Source organism: Rhodococcus sp. NPDC056743, from assembly GCF_042790355.1.
In the GTDB taxonomy this organism is placed as follows: domain Bacteria; phylum Actinomycetota; class Actinomycetes; order Mycobacteriales; family Mycobacteriaceae; genus Rhodococcus_F.
On record NZ_JBHTZI010000002.1, the window covers coordinates 568,271 to 587,094 of the forward strand.

18 protein-coding genes are annotated in these 18,824 nt (G+C 60.7%); 6 read left to right on the forward strand and 12 right to left on the reverse strand.

Features of this window, described 5'->3' with window-relative positions:
- The first annotated feature begins 151 nt into the window (after positions 1–151).
- Entirely contained in the window at positions 152–754 is a 603-nt protein-coding gene (locus tag ACFRFQ_RS07200; protein ID WP_378654921.1) for a TetR/AcrR family transcriptional regulator, read from the forward strand.
- Positions 755–800: 46 nt separating this feature from the next.
- On the opposite strand, the gene ACFRFQ_RS07205 is transcribed toward ACFRFQ_RS07200, so the two are convergent.
- The 3 genes from ACFRFQ_RS07205 to ACFRFQ_RS07215 are packed head-to-tail and all read right to left on the reverse strand — an operon-like array spanning position 801 to position 3,425.
- A complete protein-coding gene (locus tag ACFRFQ_RS07205) occupies positions 801–1,763 on the reverse strand; it encodes a glycerate kinase (RefSeq protein WP_378655100.1) in 963 nt (320 codons plus the stop codon).
- The gene (locus ACFRFQ_RS07210; RefSeq protein ID WP_378654923.1) at positions 1,760–2,749 is read right to left on the reverse strand and encodes a 2-hydroxyacid dehydrogenase; all 990 of its coding nucleotides are present in this window, start codon (positions 2,747–2,749) and stop codon (positions 1,760–1,762) included. The genes ACFRFQ_RS07205 and ACFRFQ_RS07210 overlap by 4 nt, the downstream gene beginning before the upstream one ends.
- A gap of 10 nt (positions 2,750–2,759) precedes the next feature.
- On the reverse strand, positions 2,760–3,425 hold the full coding sequence (locus ACFRFQ_RS07215; protein WP_378654924.1) for a 4-carboxy-4-hydroxy-2-oxoadipate aldolase/oxaloacetate decarboxylase: 666 nt from the start codon (positions 3,423–3,425) through the stop codon (positions 2,760–2,762).
- Between the two features lie 248 nt (positions 3,426–3,673).
- Here ACFRFQ_RS07215 and ACFRFQ_RS07220 point away from each other — a divergent pair, with 248 nt between their 5' ends.
- On the forward strand, positions 3,674–4,318 hold the full coding sequence (locus tag ACFRFQ_RS07220) for a GntR family transcriptional regulator (protein ID WP_378654926.1): 645 nt from the start codon (positions 3,674–3,676) through the stop codon (positions 4,316–4,318).
- A 32-nt stretch (positions 4,319–4,350) separates the two neighbouring features.
- Here ACFRFQ_RS07220 and ACFRFQ_RS07225 read toward each other — a convergent pair whose 3' ends face one another.
- Both ACFRFQ_RS07225 and ACFRFQ_RS07230 read right to left on the reverse strand, forming a co-directional pair.
- Positions 4,351–5,655 carry a diacylglycerol/lipid kinase family protein gene (locus tag ACFRFQ_RS07225; protein ID WP_378654928.1) on the reverse strand — a complete coding sequence of 435 codons (1,305 nt, stop codon included), beginning with the start codon at positions 5,653–5,655 and terminating at the stop codon, positions 4,351–4,353.
- 1 nt (position 5,656) lies between these two features.
- Positions 5,657–6,910 (reverse strand): M23 family metallopeptidase, encoded by a 1,254-nt coding sequence (locus ACFRFQ_RS07230; RefSeq protein WP_378654931.1) that lies wholly within the window; start codon positions 6,908–6,910, stop codon positions 5,657–5,659.
- Between the two features lie 171 nt (positions 6,911–7,081).
- On the opposite strand from ACFRFQ_RS07230, the gene ACFRFQ_RS07235 reads away from it, so the two are divergent.
- Positions 7,082–7,708: a DUF5701 family protein gene (locus ACFRFQ_RS07235; protein ID WP_378654933.1), complete on the forward strand. Its 627-nt coding sequence runs from the start codon at positions 7,082–7,084 to the stop codon at positions 7,706–7,708.
- Positions 7,709–7,773: 65 nt separating this feature from the next.
- Positions 7,774–8,118, forward strand: a complete 345-nt coding sequence (locus ACFRFQ_RS07240; RefSeq protein ID WP_378654934.1) for a hypothetical protein — start codon at positions 7,774–7,776, stop codon at positions 8,116–8,118.
- Here the strand turns inward: ACFRFQ_RS07240 and ACFRFQ_RS07245 are convergent, their stop codons facing one another.
- From ACFRFQ_RS07245 to ACFRFQ_RS07270, 6 genes are all read right to left on the reverse strand, one after another.
- On the reverse strand, positions 8,119–8,817 hold the full coding sequence (locus ACFRFQ_RS07245; RefSeq protein ID WP_378654937.1) for an IclR family transcriptional regulator: 699 nt from the start codon (positions 8,815–8,817) through the stop codon (positions 8,119–8,121).
- Between the two features lie 47 nt (positions 8,818–8,864).
- Complete coding sequence (locus tag ACFRFQ_RS07250) at positions 8,865–10,226, reverse strand: MFS transporter (RefSeq protein WP_378654939.1); 1,362 nt, start codon at positions 10,224–10,226, stop codon at positions 8,865–8,867.
- Between the two features lie 50 nt (positions 10,227–10,276).
- Complete coding sequence (locus tag ACFRFQ_RS07255) at positions 10,277–11,221, reverse strand: 3-carboxyethylcatechol 2,3-dioxygenase (protein ID WP_378654941.1); 945 nt, start codon at positions 11,219–11,221, stop codon at positions 10,277–10,279.
- A complete protein-coding gene (locus tag ACFRFQ_RS07260; RefSeq protein ID WP_378654944.1) occupies positions 11,218–12,084 on the reverse strand; it encodes an alpha/beta fold hydrolase in 867 nt (288 codons plus the stop codon). The genes ACFRFQ_RS07255 and ACFRFQ_RS07260 overlap by 4 nt, the downstream gene beginning before the upstream one ends.
- Positions 12,085–12,120: 36 nt before the next feature.
- On the reverse strand, positions 12,121–13,845 hold the full coding sequence (locus tag ACFRFQ_RS07265; protein WP_378654947.1) for a bifunctional 3-(3-hydroxy-phenyl)propionate/3-hydroxycinnamic acid hydroxylase: 1,725 nt from the start codon (positions 13,843–13,845) through the stop codon (positions 12,121–12,123).
- Positions 13,846–14,149: 304 nt separating this feature from the next.
- Positions 14,150–14,998 (reverse strand): fumarylacetoacetate hydrolase family protein, encoded by an 849-nt coding sequence (locus ACFRFQ_RS07270; RefSeq protein WP_378654950.1) that lies wholly within the window; start codon positions 14,996–14,998, stop codon positions 14,150–14,152.
- A 157-nt stretch (positions 14,999–15,155) separates the two neighbouring features.
- Here ACFRFQ_RS07270 and ACFRFQ_RS07275 point away from each other — a divergent pair, with 157 nt between their 5' ends.
- Both ACFRFQ_RS07275 and ACFRFQ_RS07280 read left to right on the forward strand, forming a co-directional pair.
- Positions 15,156–16,142 (forward strand): alpha/beta fold hydrolase, encoded by a 987-nt coding sequence (locus tag ACFRFQ_RS07275; RefSeq protein WP_378654953.1) that lies wholly within the window; start codon positions 15,156–15,158, stop codon positions 16,140–16,142.
- 86 nt (positions 16,143–16,228) lie between these two features.
- On the forward strand, positions 16,229–17,542 hold the full coding sequence (locus tag ACFRFQ_RS07280) for a YhgE/Pip domain-containing protein (protein WP_378654955.1): 1,314 nt from the start codon (positions 16,229–16,231) through the stop codon (positions 17,540–17,542).
- A gap of 13 nt (positions 17,543–17,555) precedes the next feature.
- Here ACFRFQ_RS07280 and ACFRFQ_RS07285 read toward each other — a convergent pair whose 3' ends face one another.
- The gene (locus ACFRFQ_RS07285; RefSeq protein WP_378654958.1) at positions 17,556–18,821 is read right to left on the reverse strand and encodes an RNA polymerase sigma factor; all 1,266 of its coding nucleotides are present in this window, start codon (positions 18,819–18,821) and stop codon (positions 17,556–17,558) included.
- Positions 18,822–18,824 lie beyond the last annotated feature (3 nt).

Below are 18,824 nucleotides of genomic sequence, written 5' to 3' on the forward strand. Positions count from 1 at the left end.
GAGTGGAACTGCTGGTGCGTTACCATGACCTAGCTCGATGTCGACGCCGCCATCAGTTCAGCTTTGTCGAGACAGCCCGGGGAACTCGCTGATGAGAACGTTATTACTGTCGATTTTCCACTAGGACAACAAGTCGAGAGGAGGAGAAGTGGTGGCACAGCCGACTGTAATTCGGCCGCGAAAGGATGCGGTCCGCAATCGACGAAAGATACTCAAGGCTGCGGGCGAGATTCTGCGCGACGATCCTAAGAACGCAAGCATCCAACTGATCGCCGAACGCGCCGACGTATCGGCTGCGACGGTGTACCGCTACTTCTCCTCCGTCGACGCGCTGATGGACACGTACCTGTACGACGTCGAGGTCCAGCTACGTGACTACAGCCACGACTGCACACTGACCGGCCGGGCACTCTTCGACGACGTCCTCTCGGAGCGCGGCAGGCTGGTGGAGACATACGGTCACGCGATGGCCCTTCTTCGATCTCGAGAAGGTTTCCTGGCCAGGATGCGCCGCGGTGACCAACTGATCCAAACCGTGCGCGACGCGTGGGAACGCCCGATCCGTGCACTCATGCGAAGCAAAGGCATCGACGATCGGCATTTCGATCACGCTCTGTTCTTGTTCAACATCATCTTCGACCCCCGCGAAATCCTCGACCTCCGAGACGACGGACTGGATCTGCCTGCAGCACTGTCCTTGCTGAGCGCCGCGTACTTCGGGGCGCTGGAGGGACTGACAAGCGCGGGTACGTGATTCGGACGAGAACGCAGTCCGAATCACGTACCTCGAGCACCGGAAATCACGGAAGTGATCGGGCAAGTTCCGCGCCCGCGGCGCACAGATCCTCGATCGTCGACGCAATGCGCACGTCGGCAAAACCCTGGTGCCGCTCTGCGTGATCCGCACACGACCCGACGATCGCGTGCACCGGGGTCGACCCACACCGCAACAGAATTTCCGCGATGATCTTCCCCTCTGCAGTCTGCGCGTCCAGGCGCCCCTCGCCGACAACCACTGCATTCGCCGAATTCGCTGCCGCGGCGAAATCGAGTGCATCGAGGACATACCTGGCGCCGGAAACAATGCTCGCGTCGTAGTGTGCCCACAGCGCACCGACCAACCCACCGGCCGCGCCGGAACCGTCGACGGTCTCGGGATCTCGCGGCAACTGTATGCGCGCCTCATCAAGCCGACGGGCCAAGAACTCGACATCCTCAGCGCTCGCCCCCTTCTGCGGACCGAAAACTGCTGCAGCACGGCTGTATCGAGTACGAACGTCACTCAGCACGGTAATCCGGGCGTCGCCGAGGCCGCCGGCGGCCTCGATCGCGGCAACGGCTCCCAGGCCACCGTCCGTCGTTGCCGATCCGCCGGCCGCAACGATGATCTCGGTGGCCCCGTGAGCAAGCGCGTCCACGATCTGGAGGCCGACGCCGTAGGTGTCGGCCGCACGAGGATCGCGCGATCCCGCGTGCGGAATATTCAGACCACACGTTCGGGCGAGTTCGACTACCGCTACGCCGCTCTCGGACAGACCCCAACTCGCATGCAGCGGCGCCCGCCAGGGATTGACACTCTCCGAGAGGACCAGTCGCAGTCCGAGCGGGGCGACGAGGACGTCGAGGGTTCCCTCCCCTCCGTCCGCGACGGGCATCTCGATTGCCGCGACGCCTGCGGACCGAATTCCGCGGGCAATCGCGACTGCTACGTCGGCGGCGTCATAGGTGCCCTTGAAGCTGTCCGGGGCAACCAGAATCGTCATGATTGCCATGCCTGCGGATTAACCGGATGTGGGGGAATCTCTCTGCGGGACATAGCAATTGCATTGAGTGCACACAGTTCAGCCATTTTCGACCGCACGGATACGGTCGCGCTGCCGACATGAGGAAGCAGAACCGAGTTCGGCAACTCCGCCAACCCCGGAGCTAACCGAGGCTCGTTCTCGTAGACGTCCAGCCCCGCCGCCGCGATGTCGCCGGACTTCAAGGCCGCGGCCAACGCCGACTCGTCCACCACCGGCCCGCGCGCAGTGTTGACGAGGATCGCAGATCGCTTCATCCGGCTCAATACGGCGGCATCGACGAGGTGATACGTGTTCTCCGCCAAGGGAACATGCACGGAAACGAAGTCGCTGGTCTCGATGAGTTCGTCGAACGAAACGCGCTGACCTAGTTCGAGTTCGGACTCTCCCGGCGCAACACGGTCATGCGGTCCCCTGACCGAACAATGCTGGATCACCATGTCGAAACCGGCCGCACGTCGTGCCGTCGCCGCGGCGATACGGCCACTGCCGATCAACCCGAGGGTGGCGCCACTGACGTCACTGCCCAGGAGCAATGAGGGCTTCCATCCGTCGAAAAGTCCGGCGCGCGTGTATGTATCGGCCTCGATGCAGCGTCGCGCTGCCGCCAGAATCAGCAACATTGCGATATCTGCCGTAGGCGCGGTGAGAACTCCGGGAGTATTGCCGACCATGATGCCTGCGCTGGTAGCTGCTGCGATATCGATGTTGTCGAAACCGACGGCGTAGTTGGCGATACCGTCAATCTTCGCATCGGCCAGCTCCGCAGCGCCCAAGCGGTCGGTCAACTGCGACAGAATCACCGAATAGCGGCCCGACGCAGCGGCTTCGGCCAACTCGCCGGAGGAATGCTCGTGCTCCCACACATCGACGGCTCCCTTCGCACTCAGCAGCGCGTGTGCCGGTTCCGGTAGCGGAGTCGTGATCAGAAATCTCGGTTCGGACACAGCCTGGCCTTCAGCGATCACGAGTACGCTCGTAACCGAACTCGTCGAGCCGATCACGCAGCCCCAACAAGTCGGCAAGGGCCGCACCACCACGAAGCTGCTCGCGTAGTTCATCCTCCTTGTGCACTCGTTCCGCCGAAAGTTCCACTGCACGATCGAGATCGGATTGCGGAACCACTACAACACCGTCCGCATCACCGATGATGATGTCACCAGGATTGACGATTGCGCCGCCGCACGTGATCGGAACATCCACTGCGCCGGGCTGGTACTTGTAGGTGCCTTCGATGCAGACTCCCCGACTGAACACCGGAAATCCCATCTCGACGATGTCGCGGCTGTCCCGTACCGAACCGTCGATGACGAGACCGGCAATACCTTGCTGCTGCGCGTAGAGCGAGAGTACGTCTCCCCACGGCCCGGACTCGACGAATGCCTTCGCGTCGACGACGAGAACGTCACCGGGACGAGCAATGGTGACGGCATACTGAATTGCCAGATTGTCCAACGGCGTGCAGTCGACCGTCAGAGCCCTACCCGCTACCCGCATCGCGGGGTCCAGCGGCTTGATCGAGGAGTGCATCGCGCCGATGCGGCCCAGGGCTTCGTGAACCGTTGCGGCGCCGAAGTCGCGGAGACGCTCGTACTGAGTGGGATCTGCATGCGGAGTGGTCACAAGTGCCCTTTCGGCAGTCTTTCGTACAATTTCCATACAATGTTCAATGCTCGATACGAAAGTTACACGATCGGCCCAGTTTCCGAAAGACAATTGCACTCCAGATTGTATTTTTGGCCATGGGCGGTCAGCGGACGCTCGATCGGAGGAAAGTGCGACGTCGGATAAGGTCGCCTCGGCGCAGAACAGCACTGAACACCGCGGCATCGTGGAATACGACGGCGATCACGCCATAGGGAGGTAGTGGAATGAGTCGCGGACGCGAGACGGTGTACGACACGATCCGAATGAAAATCGTCTCCGGAGAAGTACAACCCGGCGGACACCTCGCCGAGGCACAGATCAGCGAGGAACTGGGCGTGAGTCGCAGTCCCGTGCGAGCCGCTCTGCACAGGCTCGCGGAAGAAGGGCTGGTTCGCCTCGAAGCTCACCGGGGCGCATTTGCATCCGCCTACACCCGTGCCGACATCGAGGAAGTGTTCGAACTCCGACGAATACTCGAGGGACGCGCAGCAAGCCTCGCCGCACTGCACCGAACCTCCGACCACATCGCCAGATCCGAGGTTCTTGTGCAGGAGATGGGCAGAATCGTCGACGCACACTCGGACAGTCGAAGGCAAGAACTTCACGACAACAATCGAGGTTTCCACGAACTGATTCTGAGCGCTGCCAACTCTCCCAGACTCTTCCAGATCGTGAAAACGCTGACGCAGACTTCCGTGACACCCGGGACGTTCTTCTACTACTCCGAAGAGGATCTCACGCGAAGCCTTCGCTTCCACACAGATATTCACCAGGCCATCGCCGACCGGCGTGCCGAGACTGCCGGAGAATTGATGTCGCTTCACCTACGCTACGCACGAGATCTCTTCGTGAACAAGCACTTCGCGTAGTCAGTACCCGACCGCTGCATAAGCCGTACAGATCATGCATCGAGCGCTGCGAACCCGGCCAGTTGACGCAACCTCACCAGATCTATTTTCCGCCGCGGCCGCGTCACCCCGGGACGATTGCGCGGAACTCGAACCCGAAGCGCGCCGGGGCGGACCTCACACCGCACGGGAACTGGAATGACCAATGCTTCACCGTCGACACCGACGGGAATTTCCGGTCGGTCGGCGTCGATGATCACCTCCGATGCCGTGGCCTGTGTCAGTCCCCGCCGGTGTGCGCGGCGAAGCAACCCGATTGCCTGCCGCGGACTGTTGACCGACAGTGCGACAACGCCGAGTGTTCCCAGATCCATCCGCGGGCGTTGCCCGAGTCCGGCTAGGTCGTCCATCTCGTATGGACCGTTGCTGATCAACACCGCCTGCGGTGACTCGATCACGCGGTCCTGCACGTGTACAACAAATTTCGCGCCCTGCTGATCCGCCAGCACGTCCGGGAGCATCCTCACGATCGTGCTGGTCTTGGCATCGCGATACGACGGACTCTGCACCACTTCGGCATACGCACCGAACGACGCGTTGTTCACAAACGGTCGATCACCTACAGTCCCCAGATCTACGTAAATGTCGACGCCGTCGCTCAAGGCATCCAGGCATCGCGACGGATCCTGCAGATCCAAACCGAGATCGCCAGCAAAGTGATTACGTGTGCCTGCGCTGATCACCAGGTAGGGCAGGCCGTGCTCGGCGGCGACCGCAGCCACCAAAGCCTGTGTTCCGTCGCCGCCCGCGACGCCGAGCAGATCTGCCCCGTCGCCCACGGCCTTACGCGCGACGTCTGCCACGTCGACGGGGTGGTCTGCATCGAGAACGTAGACCTGCGCACCCAATTCCTGCGCCTTGTCGATCAGCCCGAACTTTCCCACCTTCCCGCCACCTGAGTGTGGGTTCATCACGAAGAAGGGATGCTCCGCAGGGCTCGGAGAATGTTCCGGGACAAGAGAACCCGTGTGATCGTCATGCAGTGCGGTGCGAGCGCACAACGCTGCCAGAGCCAACAATCCGAGCGCAACCAATACCACTGCAAGCAGATTCGCCCGGATCAGAAAGACGAGCACCACTATCGGCGTCGACACCCCGATTGCCAGAGCGAACCAGCGTACAAACCCGCGACTGGTGAGGAACCAGTACGCGGCAACCACACTCACCACCACGGCTCCGACACCCATGATCAGCAACATCAACGTCTTCAAACCTGCGAAGACCAGCAGAACCACCACTGCTGCGAACGCCGCGATCACGGCCGCTCTGGCTAACCATCGCTGCTTGCTCGTTGCCATGTCAACGCCCCTCTTGACCTACGTCGTACGTCATGACGTCAAACGTGAGCGGCATCTGATTGCTGCGCCGGCCCGTGTCCACATCCGGTGCGAACTGCGCCGTGCCACCGGATTCCGTGACTGAATCGAGGTTGTCCTGGTTCACGATTCGCTGCGTCAGCTCGAACGAACCAATCTCGAACGGAAGCCCGTTCGACGCCAGAGGATCCGGGCCGTCCATGATGTGGAAGTGCAGATGCGGAGCATCGGTGTTGCCGGAGTTACCCAACTTGCCCAGAACTTGACCCGCGCTCAGATTGTCACCGACCTGCAGCGGCACACTTCCCGTCTGCAAGTGAGCGTAAAACGCGAATCGACCGTTTCCGAGATCCTGGACAACATGATTTCCGCCGTATTGATCCAGCGTGAGTCCCACGGGATCAGCGCCCGGAGTCTGCTCCGGAAGATCATTCACCATCGAAACAATCTTTCCCTCGGCTACCGCAAGTACGTCACTGCCGTAGTAGGGATAACTGTCGACGGACGTTCGATCTCCGTTGAACAAGTTCCCGTCGGAGGTTAGTCGAACGTAGTCGACGGCAAACCGCTCGGGCGCAAACAGCCGGCCGTCGAGAGGACTTACTGCCCCGCGGTGTGCCGTCAACCCACAACAACCGTTGCCATCCAACCAGTTCTGTCCGTTCAACGGTGGATCGATCACCACCGCAGACTCCGGGGAAACCTTGGTCCGCGCCACGGTTTCCGTCATCTCGGCCGGAAGCAGCGGCGGAATCGGGGTGGCTACCTGCACCGAGATGCGGTGCTCGACGGCCTCGGGAATCTCCGATGTGGACGGCACCACCACGTCCATCCAGGCCAAGGCCGATTGGCCGGGACCAAGCGTCGTTGTCGGTTCGCTCGCACCGAAAACCCTGATCCACGGCAGGAGACCGTCCGCAATCGGGCTCTGCAACGGCACTCCCTTCGACACCGGCTCGATACTCCGCACGGTGAGCGGCTGCGCGAGCGTGTTCGTCATGAACAACTCGTATGCGAGGTGTACCTTTCCGTCGGTTGCCGTCACCGGGATCGGCGGCGTCAGAGCAGCGGCAGTCAACGGCGTCAGAACCGCCGCAGCGGCTCGTGACATCGGCGCGGAACTGCTGGTCGATTCCGAAGGTGGCGTCTGCGAATCCTGCGCAGTAGAGCACGAGACAACCATTGCCGCGGCAAGAAAGACCAATGCAATACTGTTCTTTCGACGCAGACTTGCCATTTCAGGAATATTAGACCTGAACATGTCCGGTTGCGATAAATGCGCGCGATATTTACCGTATCGAATTCAATTGTCGGATAAGCGGCTTGGTGTATACCCACCCAAGACTTCATGTATTCGTCTTGACGGTATTTTCTCGAGGCGCCGCAAGATTCGCTACCATCGGGGATCGTGCTCCCACCCCTCGAACAGCAGGCTGAACGACTCATTGCTCTCGGCGTCGGCGACATCGCCGGACTGTCCGCAATCGAGATACGTGCAGCGGCAACGCTCTGCGCCGAAGATTCTCTGCTCACCATCCACGAAAAGTACGCTCCCGCTTCGACGTTGGCTCACCTTCTCGAACGCCAAGGTAAACGCGGCTTCATCGTCACGGACATGACCGACGTAGATCAGTTCACCCCCACCGAGCACGCAGTGCCCCCGGACAACCCGCTCTACCTACTCGAAGGCCTCGACCGCGGCGACGCGATGTCCAACTGGAGTCCTGACGAAGCGTTACCCGCAATCCTCGAAGCCGGGCGTACGCCACTGACCCTTACCGAGGGTATCCACTGGCTGATCCAGACTCCTGACGTTCTCGAACGCGGCCACTGCTTCATGACCATCGGCTCCCGCTTGCGCAAACCCAACGGCGCACTGGATACGCGTACCCCGGCACTGTGGATCAGCAACGGGACCGGACGCGATGGTAAGGACAATCGCAACGCCCCCAAGGTCGGCTGGTGCTGGGCCGGCAATCGTCACACGTGGCTGGGATTTGCGTCGGCGAATACCCGAGTTCCTCTCGACGCATAGATCCACGGAGACCGGGTAGACGAGCAGTACCGACTGCTCGCCTACCCAGTCCAGTGGAGTACACGATGTTTCTCAGTGACCAGTCCCTTCGCAACCGCACCCACCGATTCGGGACAGCGATGTCGGGAGCATCGCTGCAGTGGCCACCGCCTACGCCGGCACAACGCACAGCCCGCTGGGGCGAAAGATCGGAGATGCTCGGCGCCCTGTCGGTACTTGTATTCTGGGCTTTCGGCGTGGGCATCGTGCTGGGTGCGGTCGCTATCGCCATGGGAGTGTTCACGTTGCGCCGCCTTCGGCAGGATCCGAGTATCCCGCTGCCAGGAGACGCCGTCGTCGGTCTGATGACCGGCATCATCGGGCTTGCCCTGAGCGCATCGTTCTTCGTGGGGATCTTGCCGCATTTGTAGTTAGATTGTTGTGCCGCTGATCTTTTCAGCAGCCTCCATCAATTCGCGTACTGCGCCGCGGGCCAGATCCTCGGACGCGGTGATCAGTGTCAGACAACCGGCCGGCTCATTGGCCGGCTGGGTCAGCGGCACCCCGAGGCCCCAGTATCCCGGCTCGACTTCGCCGTAGCTGACGACATAGCCGTCGCGGCGGGCATCAGTGACTCGACTCGATTCCCCAGGAACGGGCGGCTGCCCGGCCAACAACGCGTAGCCTGCGGCGCCACGGTCGATAGGGTGGCGCCCACCCTCACGAAACGACACCCAGTATCGGGCATTCTTCGGCTCGACAACGGCGACGGCGACCGCTTCGGAGCCTTCCGCGACAAACAGCGCGACACTCGCGCCCAGTGAATTCGCGAGCCGTCGCAGCAACGGCGTCGCCTCGTCCCGAAGACCGGCGTATAAATCCCGGGCAAGCGCCGCCAGTCCACCCCCGGCCCGGTACTTGCCGTCCGCACCGCGCTTGATGAGCCGGAAGTCGGCGACAGTAGAGAGCAACCGCGACGCAATGGTGCGGTGAACACCGAGTGCATCGGCAACTTCCTGAATTGTCATCCCGTCGGGAGTGGTGGCCACCAGCTCGAGAGCCTGCAATCCCCTCGCCAGTGTTTGCGAACCCGGTTGTTTGCCGGACGACCCATTCGATTCTGAAGCCACGCCCTTGACTCTATTCTCTCGGGGCTTGACGCCGGATCACCACATCCTCACGCACGGACTGCGATGGCCAGGTCCGCCTCGCGGCTCGCCTCTGGAGTCTCCGGATTTTCACTGCGGCCGCGGTAGGTCGCGTCGAGTAGCAACGTCGCGATTCCGGCTACCACCAACACCCCACCGAACATCATGTAGACGCTCTTCGGAGTCCAGCCACCGTCGAGGAGGTACCCGGTCAGAATCGGAGCGATGATCGAGACAGTGCGACCGCAGCCGATCATCCAGCCCACCCCGGTGCCTCGAGCTGCCGCTGGGTAGATGGGCGGGCTGATCGCGTAGAAACCGGTGATGCCGCCATTGGCAAAAATGCCGACCAGTACCGCGAGCGTCAAAGCCAGGGCGACAATGTGGAATCCGGACGCATAACCGATGAACGCGAATACCCCACCGAACATCAAGAGAACCGTCACGACTCTCGGCCGCAACACGATCGACAGGCCGGCAAATATGATGGAACCGATGACACCACCGACGTTGACGAGCACACCGGCGGTCACGCCCATGTTCGAGTCACCCGTTGCATCGGACAGCAACTTCGGCGTCCAGGTATTGGCGAAGTAGAACGACGCGATCAAACACGAGTATCCCAGCCACAAGAAAATGGTGCGGCGCAGCATAATTCCCTTGAAAAGCCCGTCGCGCACCACACGTTCGGTCTTTCGGATAGGGACGGGCAGTTCCGACGACTTCTCGTAACCGAGCCGGTTCGCGATCTCGTTGTACTGCTCCAACGCACCGGCTGGGCGCTTCTCGATGAGGAACTCGATGGATTCCGGCAAAGCCTTGATCACGACCACGAGCATGATAGCCGTGATGATCGTGCCGAAGATGAACGCCGACCGCCAATCGAACACCGAAATCAAGACGCCGGAGATAGCACCACCGACGGCTCCGCCGAGCGGGTAGCCGACGCCGTAGATCCCCAGCGCCGTGCCACGGCGCTTGTCCGAACTGAATTCCGATACAAGAACATTCAGGTTCGCGACCAACCCGCCGATGCCCAGGCCCGCAAACGCACGGAATGCGATGAGCTGTGGAACGTTGACGGCGCAGGCCGACAGCGCCATTCCGACAGTGATGCCGACCAGGCACCAGATCGCGAGTCGGCGCCTACCTATCTTGTCTGCCAACGGGGAGATGAAGATTGCGCCCAGAGCCGTGCCGATGATGCCGGCACTGAGCAGGTAGCCGATCTCGACGGAGCTGATGTCCCAGGACTTTCCGAGGTGCGGCGCTACGAACGCCATGACCAGGATCTCGAAGCCGTCGATCATGCTGAGGATCAGACAGATCGCGATTGTCGAAATCTGATATCGGCGCATCGGTTGCGTCCGAATCGCTTCACGAACATCCATCGAGGTCTACTTTCATAATGTGGGAGGGGGCTTCGCCCGAGTAGCAAGAATCAGATATCCCGCAGGATCGCGGTGGTGACGGCAAAGCCGGAGATGTATTCCTTGATCGGCCGGTAGAACTCGTAGGCGATCTCGTATTCACCACAGGCTCGCAGGGCGGAGTAGGCAGCCACCCAGTTACGCACCTCGTGCGAGGAGTGCCCGGCTACCGCATCCATGTCGTCGGCGGTGTAGCGATCGAAATCCTCGATGCGCCCGGATGCGCAGACGTCGAGAAATGCTCTGTCCCACTCCGGATTCAAATCCATGATCTCGGCCTCGTCCGCCGCGAACTTCACGGCCGTGTCGATGACTCGCTGTTGCCTGGCCGCACGTGCCTCCGGTGTCGGATTCCGGCCGTCGGTGAGCATCTTGCGCTGAGCCTCGTTGGCGGTGGCGATCTGCGGAACCGGCGGATCATGTGACAGTCCACCGGAACCGATGAACAGAACCTTCTTGTCCGAGTTCTTGAAATACGATCCGATGGCCTCACCGAACTGACGTACGCGGCCGACCTTGACAAACGGCCGAGCCACCGAATTGACGAAAACCGGAATCAGCGGCTTGGACGCCACGTCGCCGTAAACAATCTCCATCGGTTGCACCGCACCGTGATCGACCTCCATCTGGCGGGAAATGGCAAGGTCGAGACCCTGGTCCATCACGAACTGCGCCAAATCCTCGGCCATAGCCTCCGGCACGTTCAGCTCACCGGCAAACGAGTCGTAATCGCCACTGCCCTTTGCCTTGTAGCCGATGCAGAACGGCGGCATCAGATCGTAGAAGAATCCGTTGTAGTGATCGGGCCCGAAGTTCACGATCACATCGGGATCGAAATTGTGAACAAAGGCGCGTGCCTGATCGAAGGCCGCTTCCACCGACGCTTTGACGTCAGCCGGAGGGTCGAGATGGTGCAACAGCGGGCTGTGAGACATGCACAGCAAGGCCTGCTTCATGACTTGGTCATTCCTCGAGCGGAAAGGTACGCCGTGATCACGGTATTGAATTCTTCGGCCCGTTCGACCTGCGACCAGTGACCACACTGGCTGAAGATGTGTACGTCGGCATTCGGGATGACATTGAGCAACTCCCACGTACGCGATACGGGGATCACTACGTCCTGGACGCCGTGGATCAGCAGAACCGGAATATCCAAACGCGAGAGCACATCGAAGTCGAGTGGCAACTCGGTACGGTCGCGATCTCGGGCCGCGACTACCTCGGCCAGACGATCCGATGCCGTGTCGTTCAAGGCGGACTGGTACCGCAGAGACACCAATTCGTCAGTGACAAGCGACTTGTCGACAACAAAAAGTTCGAGGGTCTTGCGGATACCAGCTTCGGTCAGGTTCGGGTTGGAGTGACCGGCCAGCGCGCCCGTCAGCTTCGCGCCGCCTGTGCCCATCGACACGATCCCCAAAAGGCGTTCCGGGAAATCGATCGCGAACTGGAATGCGAGCCAACCGCCGAGGGAGTTTCCGACAATCCACGTCTTCTCGATACCGAGGGCGTCGAGAACGCGCACCGCATGGCGAACCCATTCCTTGATGCCGTACTCCGTGCCGCGAGCAACAACGCTCTGTCCGTAGCCGATGGAATCGATTGCGATGCAACGGCCCTGCTCACTGAGCGCCGGAAGATTGAGCCACCAGTTGGCAGCTGCGGTGACGCCGGTGCCTGAACCGTGCAGGAAGAGAATCGGGGTACCTTCGCCCAGTTCGTGGTAGTGGGTGAGTTCGCCGTCGGCGGTCTCGATCCACTTGTCTTCGAGGCCGAAGAAATCGTCTGTGACGTATGCGGGAATCGCGGTTGAAGTCATTTTTCTGGCTTTCTCGTAAATGTGTGTGGCGAACGGCTAGAGCGCGACCGGTACTTTGACTGCGTCCGCGGAAACGCTGGACGGCGTGAACTTCATTGCGGCCAGGATCGCGTCCAACGTTGCCGGGGCATGCTGTGTCAGGCAGGCACCCGCGACAAAGCGGTCGGGGCGAAGGAAGACCAAGGGAGTGGGACGGTCGTCGAACCACTTCTTGAGTCGGCCGGTGTGATCACCGAGAACCAGAACGTCCGGGTCCATGTGCTTGTGCGCCCATTCGCGCTGAGTCTCGGGAACTACCGCAACAAGGCGGGCACCGAGCAGCGACAGCTTCTCGAGCGAGTCCTGCGGGAGCACGTCCTTGGGGCTGTTGCCCCAGACGATCACCGACCACCAGTTGCCGATCGCGTCGTCGAGCAGTTGATCCGACGCATCACACGAGTTCACGCGAGGTTGGGGGAACTGAACGCCAACCGGGGAGTTCTTGACGTTGGCGGTCAGAACCGGAATGAGCTTGCTTGTGAGTTTTGCTGCTGCACTTCCCGATTCCTGAGTATTCGGGTCGGCCAGCACGCCGCTGGTGTACCGCGGCATCGGCTTGAAGCGCATGTCCGCGAAGTAGCTCTTTACCTGAGGGAAAAGATTGAGCACCGACGACGCTGCATCGCGGAGTACAGCACCGACCGGATTGGTGATCTTGATGAGCCGTCCGAATGTCAGCGACAGATCCACCATCGCCTGGGCGTGGTCTTTGCGCTCCGATGTATAGGTATCGAGCAGTGCGTCGTCCGCCTGACCGGAAAGAACGGCGGCCAACTTCCACCCCAGGTTGGTTGCGTCGCGCATACCCGAATTCCAGCCTTGGCCCATCCACACCGGCATCAGATGCGCGGCATCGCCGGCGATCAACTGGCGGCCCTTTCGGAAATCCGAAGCCACCCGGCCGTGATGGGTGAAGACGCGTCGTCGAATGAAATCCAGCTCCGCCGGATTGGGAACATGATCCGCCAGAAGCGCATTCACGTAATCCGGGTCCGTGACCTGCTCCTCGGTCTCGTCGTCGTGCAGCATGAACTCCCAGCGTCTGACCGCGTGGGGCAGACCGATGGACACATACGGGCGCTTCGGGTCGGCGCCCAGGAACACGTTGGGCGTGCCGAGCGGATCGTTGTTGACGTCCACGACAAGCCAACGTGTAGAAGGTGATTCACCTTCGAAGCTGACACCGAGGCGCTTGCGGGTCGGAGACTTACCACCTTCACAGCCCACCAGGTACTGCGCACTGAAACGTCGTTCGTCGACAGTTCCGTCGGGACGCGTCACCAGCGCGATCGCGGTGACCGATTTGCCGTCTTCTTCGACGTTCTCGACACGATGGCCGAACAACACCTCGACGTTGCCGAACCGGGACAGACCCTCGTACAGCGCCTTGTCGGCTTCCGGCTGAATGAACCCGTGCTTGCGCTCCCAGCCGAATTCGACGGTCTGCGGATTGTTGACGAGCATGACCTTTCCGGCCCCGTTGACCAACCGCATGATGTGCTGCGGATTTGTGTGCGGTCGGATCGCCTCCACCAGGCCCACCGTCTGAATGGTGCGGAACGACTCGTCGTCGAGTCCCACACCACGCGGGTAGTCGATCAGCGTGTCCATCGCTTCGAGCACGGTGACGCGTTTGCCGTACATGCCGAGGATGTTCGCCAGCATCAGGCCGGCGGGACCAGCGCCGACAATGAGCACTTCGGTGTCCTGAGTGGTTTTCATGGCTTCCTATCTGCGCTGATGTAACTATCGCGCGCCGTAGCGCACTATATGCACGATGCGTCTATTAGAAACCACGAAACGGGGTACGTCAATGAGCTTTTGTGACGGGGGCCGCATTGGACGCCCGATAGGACGGTGCAGACAGAACGACCCGGGAATCAAAACTGCAGCTAGTGGCTGTATTCGACAGAACTTGTCCGCCCTCCGGATCTGATCGACACACAACAGCTCTGACCGACACACAACAATGGCCGCCCCGGAGGTTGTTCACCTCCGAGGCGGCCATTGCGCAGATCTGAAGTCTTTAGACGGCCCTAGGACCGAACGTGTGGTGCATCTCGCCGATACCTTCTACATACGTCGTCAACGTGTCACCTGCGCCGAGCAGAACCTTCGGGTTACGACTGAAGCCGACACCTGCCGGCGTACCGGTGAAGATCGCGTCTCCCGGCAGAAGAGGCACGATGTGGGCCAGGTACTCGATTATTTCCGGAATCGTGAAGATCATGTCGCTGGTGCGACTCTTCTGCATCGAGGTGCCGTTGACGGAGCAGCCCAGTTCGAGGTCATCCGGATTCTCGAACTCATCCGGTGAGACCAGAACCGGCCCCATCGGACTGAAACCCGGGAACGATTTGGCTAAACCGAACTGCTGAGGCGCGGTACCTCGCCACTGTGTATGACGCTCGGAAACATCCTGCCCGACGGTCAGTCCGGCGACGTGACTCCACGCGTCCGCAGCGCGAACACTCTCCGCCCGCTTACCGATCACAACAACAAGTTCCGTCTCGAAATCGACCGCACCGTCCGGCAACAGAATCTTGCCGTACGGACCCGTCACCGACGCCGGGAACTTCCCGAACACCACTGGAATCTCGGGGATGTCCAGACCCGACTCCAGCGCATGGTCACGGTAGTTCAAGCCGATGGCAAAAATTTGCGGCGGCAACGGAACCGGGCTACTCAATGTCGATTTGTCGATCTCCACGCCCGGACCTCCCTCGAACCCACTGGCCCACTGCGTGAACTCGTCCCACCGCGAGTAGAGGCTTTGCACGTCCGAGGAGAAGGCCCCGTTGCTGACATTCTCGATATCAACCGCCCCGGAATCTGTTCCGAGGAAGGCACGACCCGACATATTGTAAATTCGCATAGCGAACTACCTTTCGAGGAAAGTGACAAACATCGATGCGCACATTTCCCGAAAGTGTGGCCGTTCTCAAGCACAGCTCTCGACAGTCGACAATTAGGCGGCCCGAAGCCTGGGTACCCCGGATCTTGCGCACACTGTCGAAGAAAGGGGCGACACCATGAATGTCAACTCACGCGTCGTGGCATCGCTTGCGGCTTGCGCAGCACTGGTTTCAGCTGGATGCGCGGACACACCGAGCTCCGATGTCAGTACAGCCACTGCAACCCTCGAAAACAGCGACTTCGCCGGATCAGTAGACATCGGTAACGGCCGCAGTATGTATTTGACGTGCAAGGGGACCGGATCACCCACCGTCGTGTTCGTGTCCGGCCGAAGCGATCGCGCAGACATCTGGAAAACCGTGACGGAGCCGAACCCGACCGACACCGCAGTTTTCGACGGTGTCGCCGAGACGACGCGGGTGTGTGCCTACGACCGCCCCGGGACCGTCACCATCACGGGTGAACAGGTAGAACCTAGCCGCTCCACTCCCGTTCCCCAGCCCACGACCGCCGCCGACGGGGCGAGAGACCTCCACGACTTGCTGAGCGCAGCCGATGTTCCCGGACCCTATGTCTTGGTCGCCCACTCCTGGGGCGGGCTGATAGCCCGCCTCTATGCCGACTCCTATCCCACCGACGTCGACGGCTTGGTGCTCGTCGATACCCTCACCGAACTTCTCTACGACGGCCTGACCCCTCAGCAGCAGGAATGGTGGACCACGCTCAACAGTAATTACTCGCCCGATCTCGAGCCGTACAACCAGGAGAAGAGCGACCTCGAACCAAGCTTCCAGTCACTGCGTGATGCCGGCGATCCCCCGCCCATGCCCGTCGGCATCCTCGTCTCCGATCAACCGTACGACCTTGAACCTCTGGCTGCCGCAGGAGATTTACCTCCCGGAGTTCCTGTCGAATTCGGCTCGGCGATCTACTCGGCTCACCTTGCGGCACAGCACGAGTTGGCCGAACGACTGCATGCCAGACTCGTGCTGGACACCAATGCAAGCCATTACGTCCAGACCGAGCAACCCGCACTGACAACCGACGTGATCAACGAGGTTGTCGATGCCGCTCGGACCAATCCGGATCAATGGCTTTCCTGAAGAACATCTAGGCGAAGCAACGCCCCACGATTACGTTTACGCTCAGTCACACAATTTCCGTGCAAGAGAAAGCCGGTCGACTGACGATGAGCACAAACGACAAGCCATCCGCCCGCTCTGTTCTGCACACACCACGATTCTGGCTGGCACCGGTGATCGTCGTGGTTTTGCTGATGTCGGCACTTGCGGCGCTGTACATGGGCGGAATCCTCGACCCCAAAAAGCATCTGGACGAGTTCCCGATAGCTCTGGTGAACGAAGATACCGGCGGCACATTGCCCGGCACCGACCCCACCGCAGTCAAGAATTTCGGAAACGACATCGCCACCGCGCTCGAAAACGGGATCGATCCCGAGAAGATCGACTTACAACAGATCGGTCTCATCGAATCGCAATCAAGACTCGACTCGGGAACGCTCTACGGCGCCATCGTCATCCCCCGCGACTTCACTCGACAAACGATAGCTCTGGCACAGGGAAGCGTCGCCGCCACAGAAGTGCAGCAGCCGATCATCACCATCTATACCAATCCACGCGCCGGCTCGATCTCCGCGTCACTGGTGCAGTCGATCGGAACCACTGCCCTCGAATCGGTCAACAAGAACATGGGTGAACAACTCACCACACTTGTCACACAACAACTGCAGGCGAGCGGGACTGGAATGCAGCTCTCCGGTGCCAGTCGACTTCTACTCGAAAACCCGGTGAACGTTCTCACTGTCGCGCATGATCCGCTTCCCGACGGCACAGGTTTCGGTCTTGTCGCTTTCTATTTCGCGCTGCTTCTCGTGCTCGCCGGATTCACCGGCGCAACAGTCGTCAATTCACTGGTGGACGGGATGCTCGGCTACGCACCCACCGAATTCGGACCACTGTTCGTCCAGAACGATGTTGTCGGGATCAACAGATTCCAAACACTTCTCATCAAGTGGGGCTTCATGATCGTACTGTCCGGTGTTGTCTCCGGATTGTTCCAGTTGATCAGCCGTGCCCTCGGAATGCCTGTCACACAGGGCTTTGCACTGTGGGCATATGGCACCCTCGTCGTCATTGCAGTGGGAGTCACCGCCATGTCGGTGATGGCGGCGTTCGGATCGCTTGGCATGCTCATCAACCTGTTCGTCTTCGTGATCCTCGCCCTGCCGTCATCCGGCGGCACGATTCCCCTCGAAGCCAGCCCCGGCCTCTACTCCTGGCTCGCACAATTCGAACCGATGCACCAGATCTACATGGGCACCCGCGCAATTCTCTTCTTCGGCGCCCACGGCGATGCCGGCCTCACCCACGCCATCTGGATGACATTGCTCGGCCTGGCAATCGGACTGGTGCTCGGATTTGTCGTCACGCGCCTCTATGACCGGAAAGGCTACGAGCGCACCCATCGCGCAAAAACAGCCTGAGACATTTCTGCGCTCAGGTTTCCGAATCACGCAGTGCGTCCGCTTTTGCGATGAGCACCGCCTTCTCACGTTCGTTTCCTGCCAATCGTGCGGCCTCGAGCAACTCGGCGCGAGCCTCCTCGGTTCGCCCGAGTCTGCCGAGGAGCTCGCCCCGGACACTGGGCAGGAGGTGATATCCGGCGAGGTCACCCGAGGCAACAAGCTTGTCGACGTATTCGAGAGCCGGAGCCGGCCCGTACGCCATGGATACGGCTGCAGCATGGTTGAGATCCACGACCGGTGAAGGGGCGAGCTGTTGTAGCGCCTCGTACAACAGCACGATCTTCTTCCAGTCCGTATCTTCGAAAGTTACTGCTCGCGCGTGACATTCAGCGATCGCGGCCTGCAGTCCGTAAGGACCTCGCCCCCGCCCGACATCGTCAGCCCTCGCCAAGGCAACAAGACCTCGAGTGTTCTGAGTCCGATCCCACCGCGCCCGATCCTGATCCGCCAGCAATATCGGTTCACCGTCAGGGGTAGTACGCGCGGAAAATCGTGATGCCGACAGCTCCATCAATGCAACAAGGCCGTGCGCTTCCGGTTCCCCCGGAACAAGTTCCGCGAGAATTCTCGCGAGCCGCAATGCTTCACCACTGAGGTCGGTCCGCATCCATTCGGTTCCTGAACTGGCGGCATAGCCCTCGTTGAAGATCAGATACAGAACACCGAACACAGCGCTCAGCCGACTCTCGAACTCCTCCCGTGGCGGCACTTCGAAGACCACCTTGGCCGCCGTCAGCGTCTTCTTCGCACGAACTATGCGCTGCTGCATCGTTGCGGTAGGCACCAGAAACGCCTTGGCGATCTCTTCCGTCGTCAAACCCCCGACTACACGAAGTGTCAATGCCACCTGAGCTTTTCGATTCAACACCGGATGGCAGGCCATGAAGATCAACGGCAGTACGTCGTCGTCGATGCGATCCGGATCCCAGGCGTCTGCGTCGAAGCTGTTCGCGTCGTTCTCGAGCTCACGCGCAAAATGTGCGTATCGATCGTCGAGGCGTTCTCGTCGTCGCCACCCGTCGATAGCTCGCCGCGTGGCGACGGCGGTCAACCATGCTGCCGGGTTGCGGGGAACACCCGAGACAGGCCACTGCTCGATTGCTTCGAGCAGTGCCTGCCCCGCAACATCTTCGGCGAGGTCCAGATCTCCGACGGTGCGTGTGAGTGCGGCGACGATCTTCGCGCCGTCGATGCGCCACACCGCATCGACGGCGTTCCTCGCCGCATCATCGGTCACGAC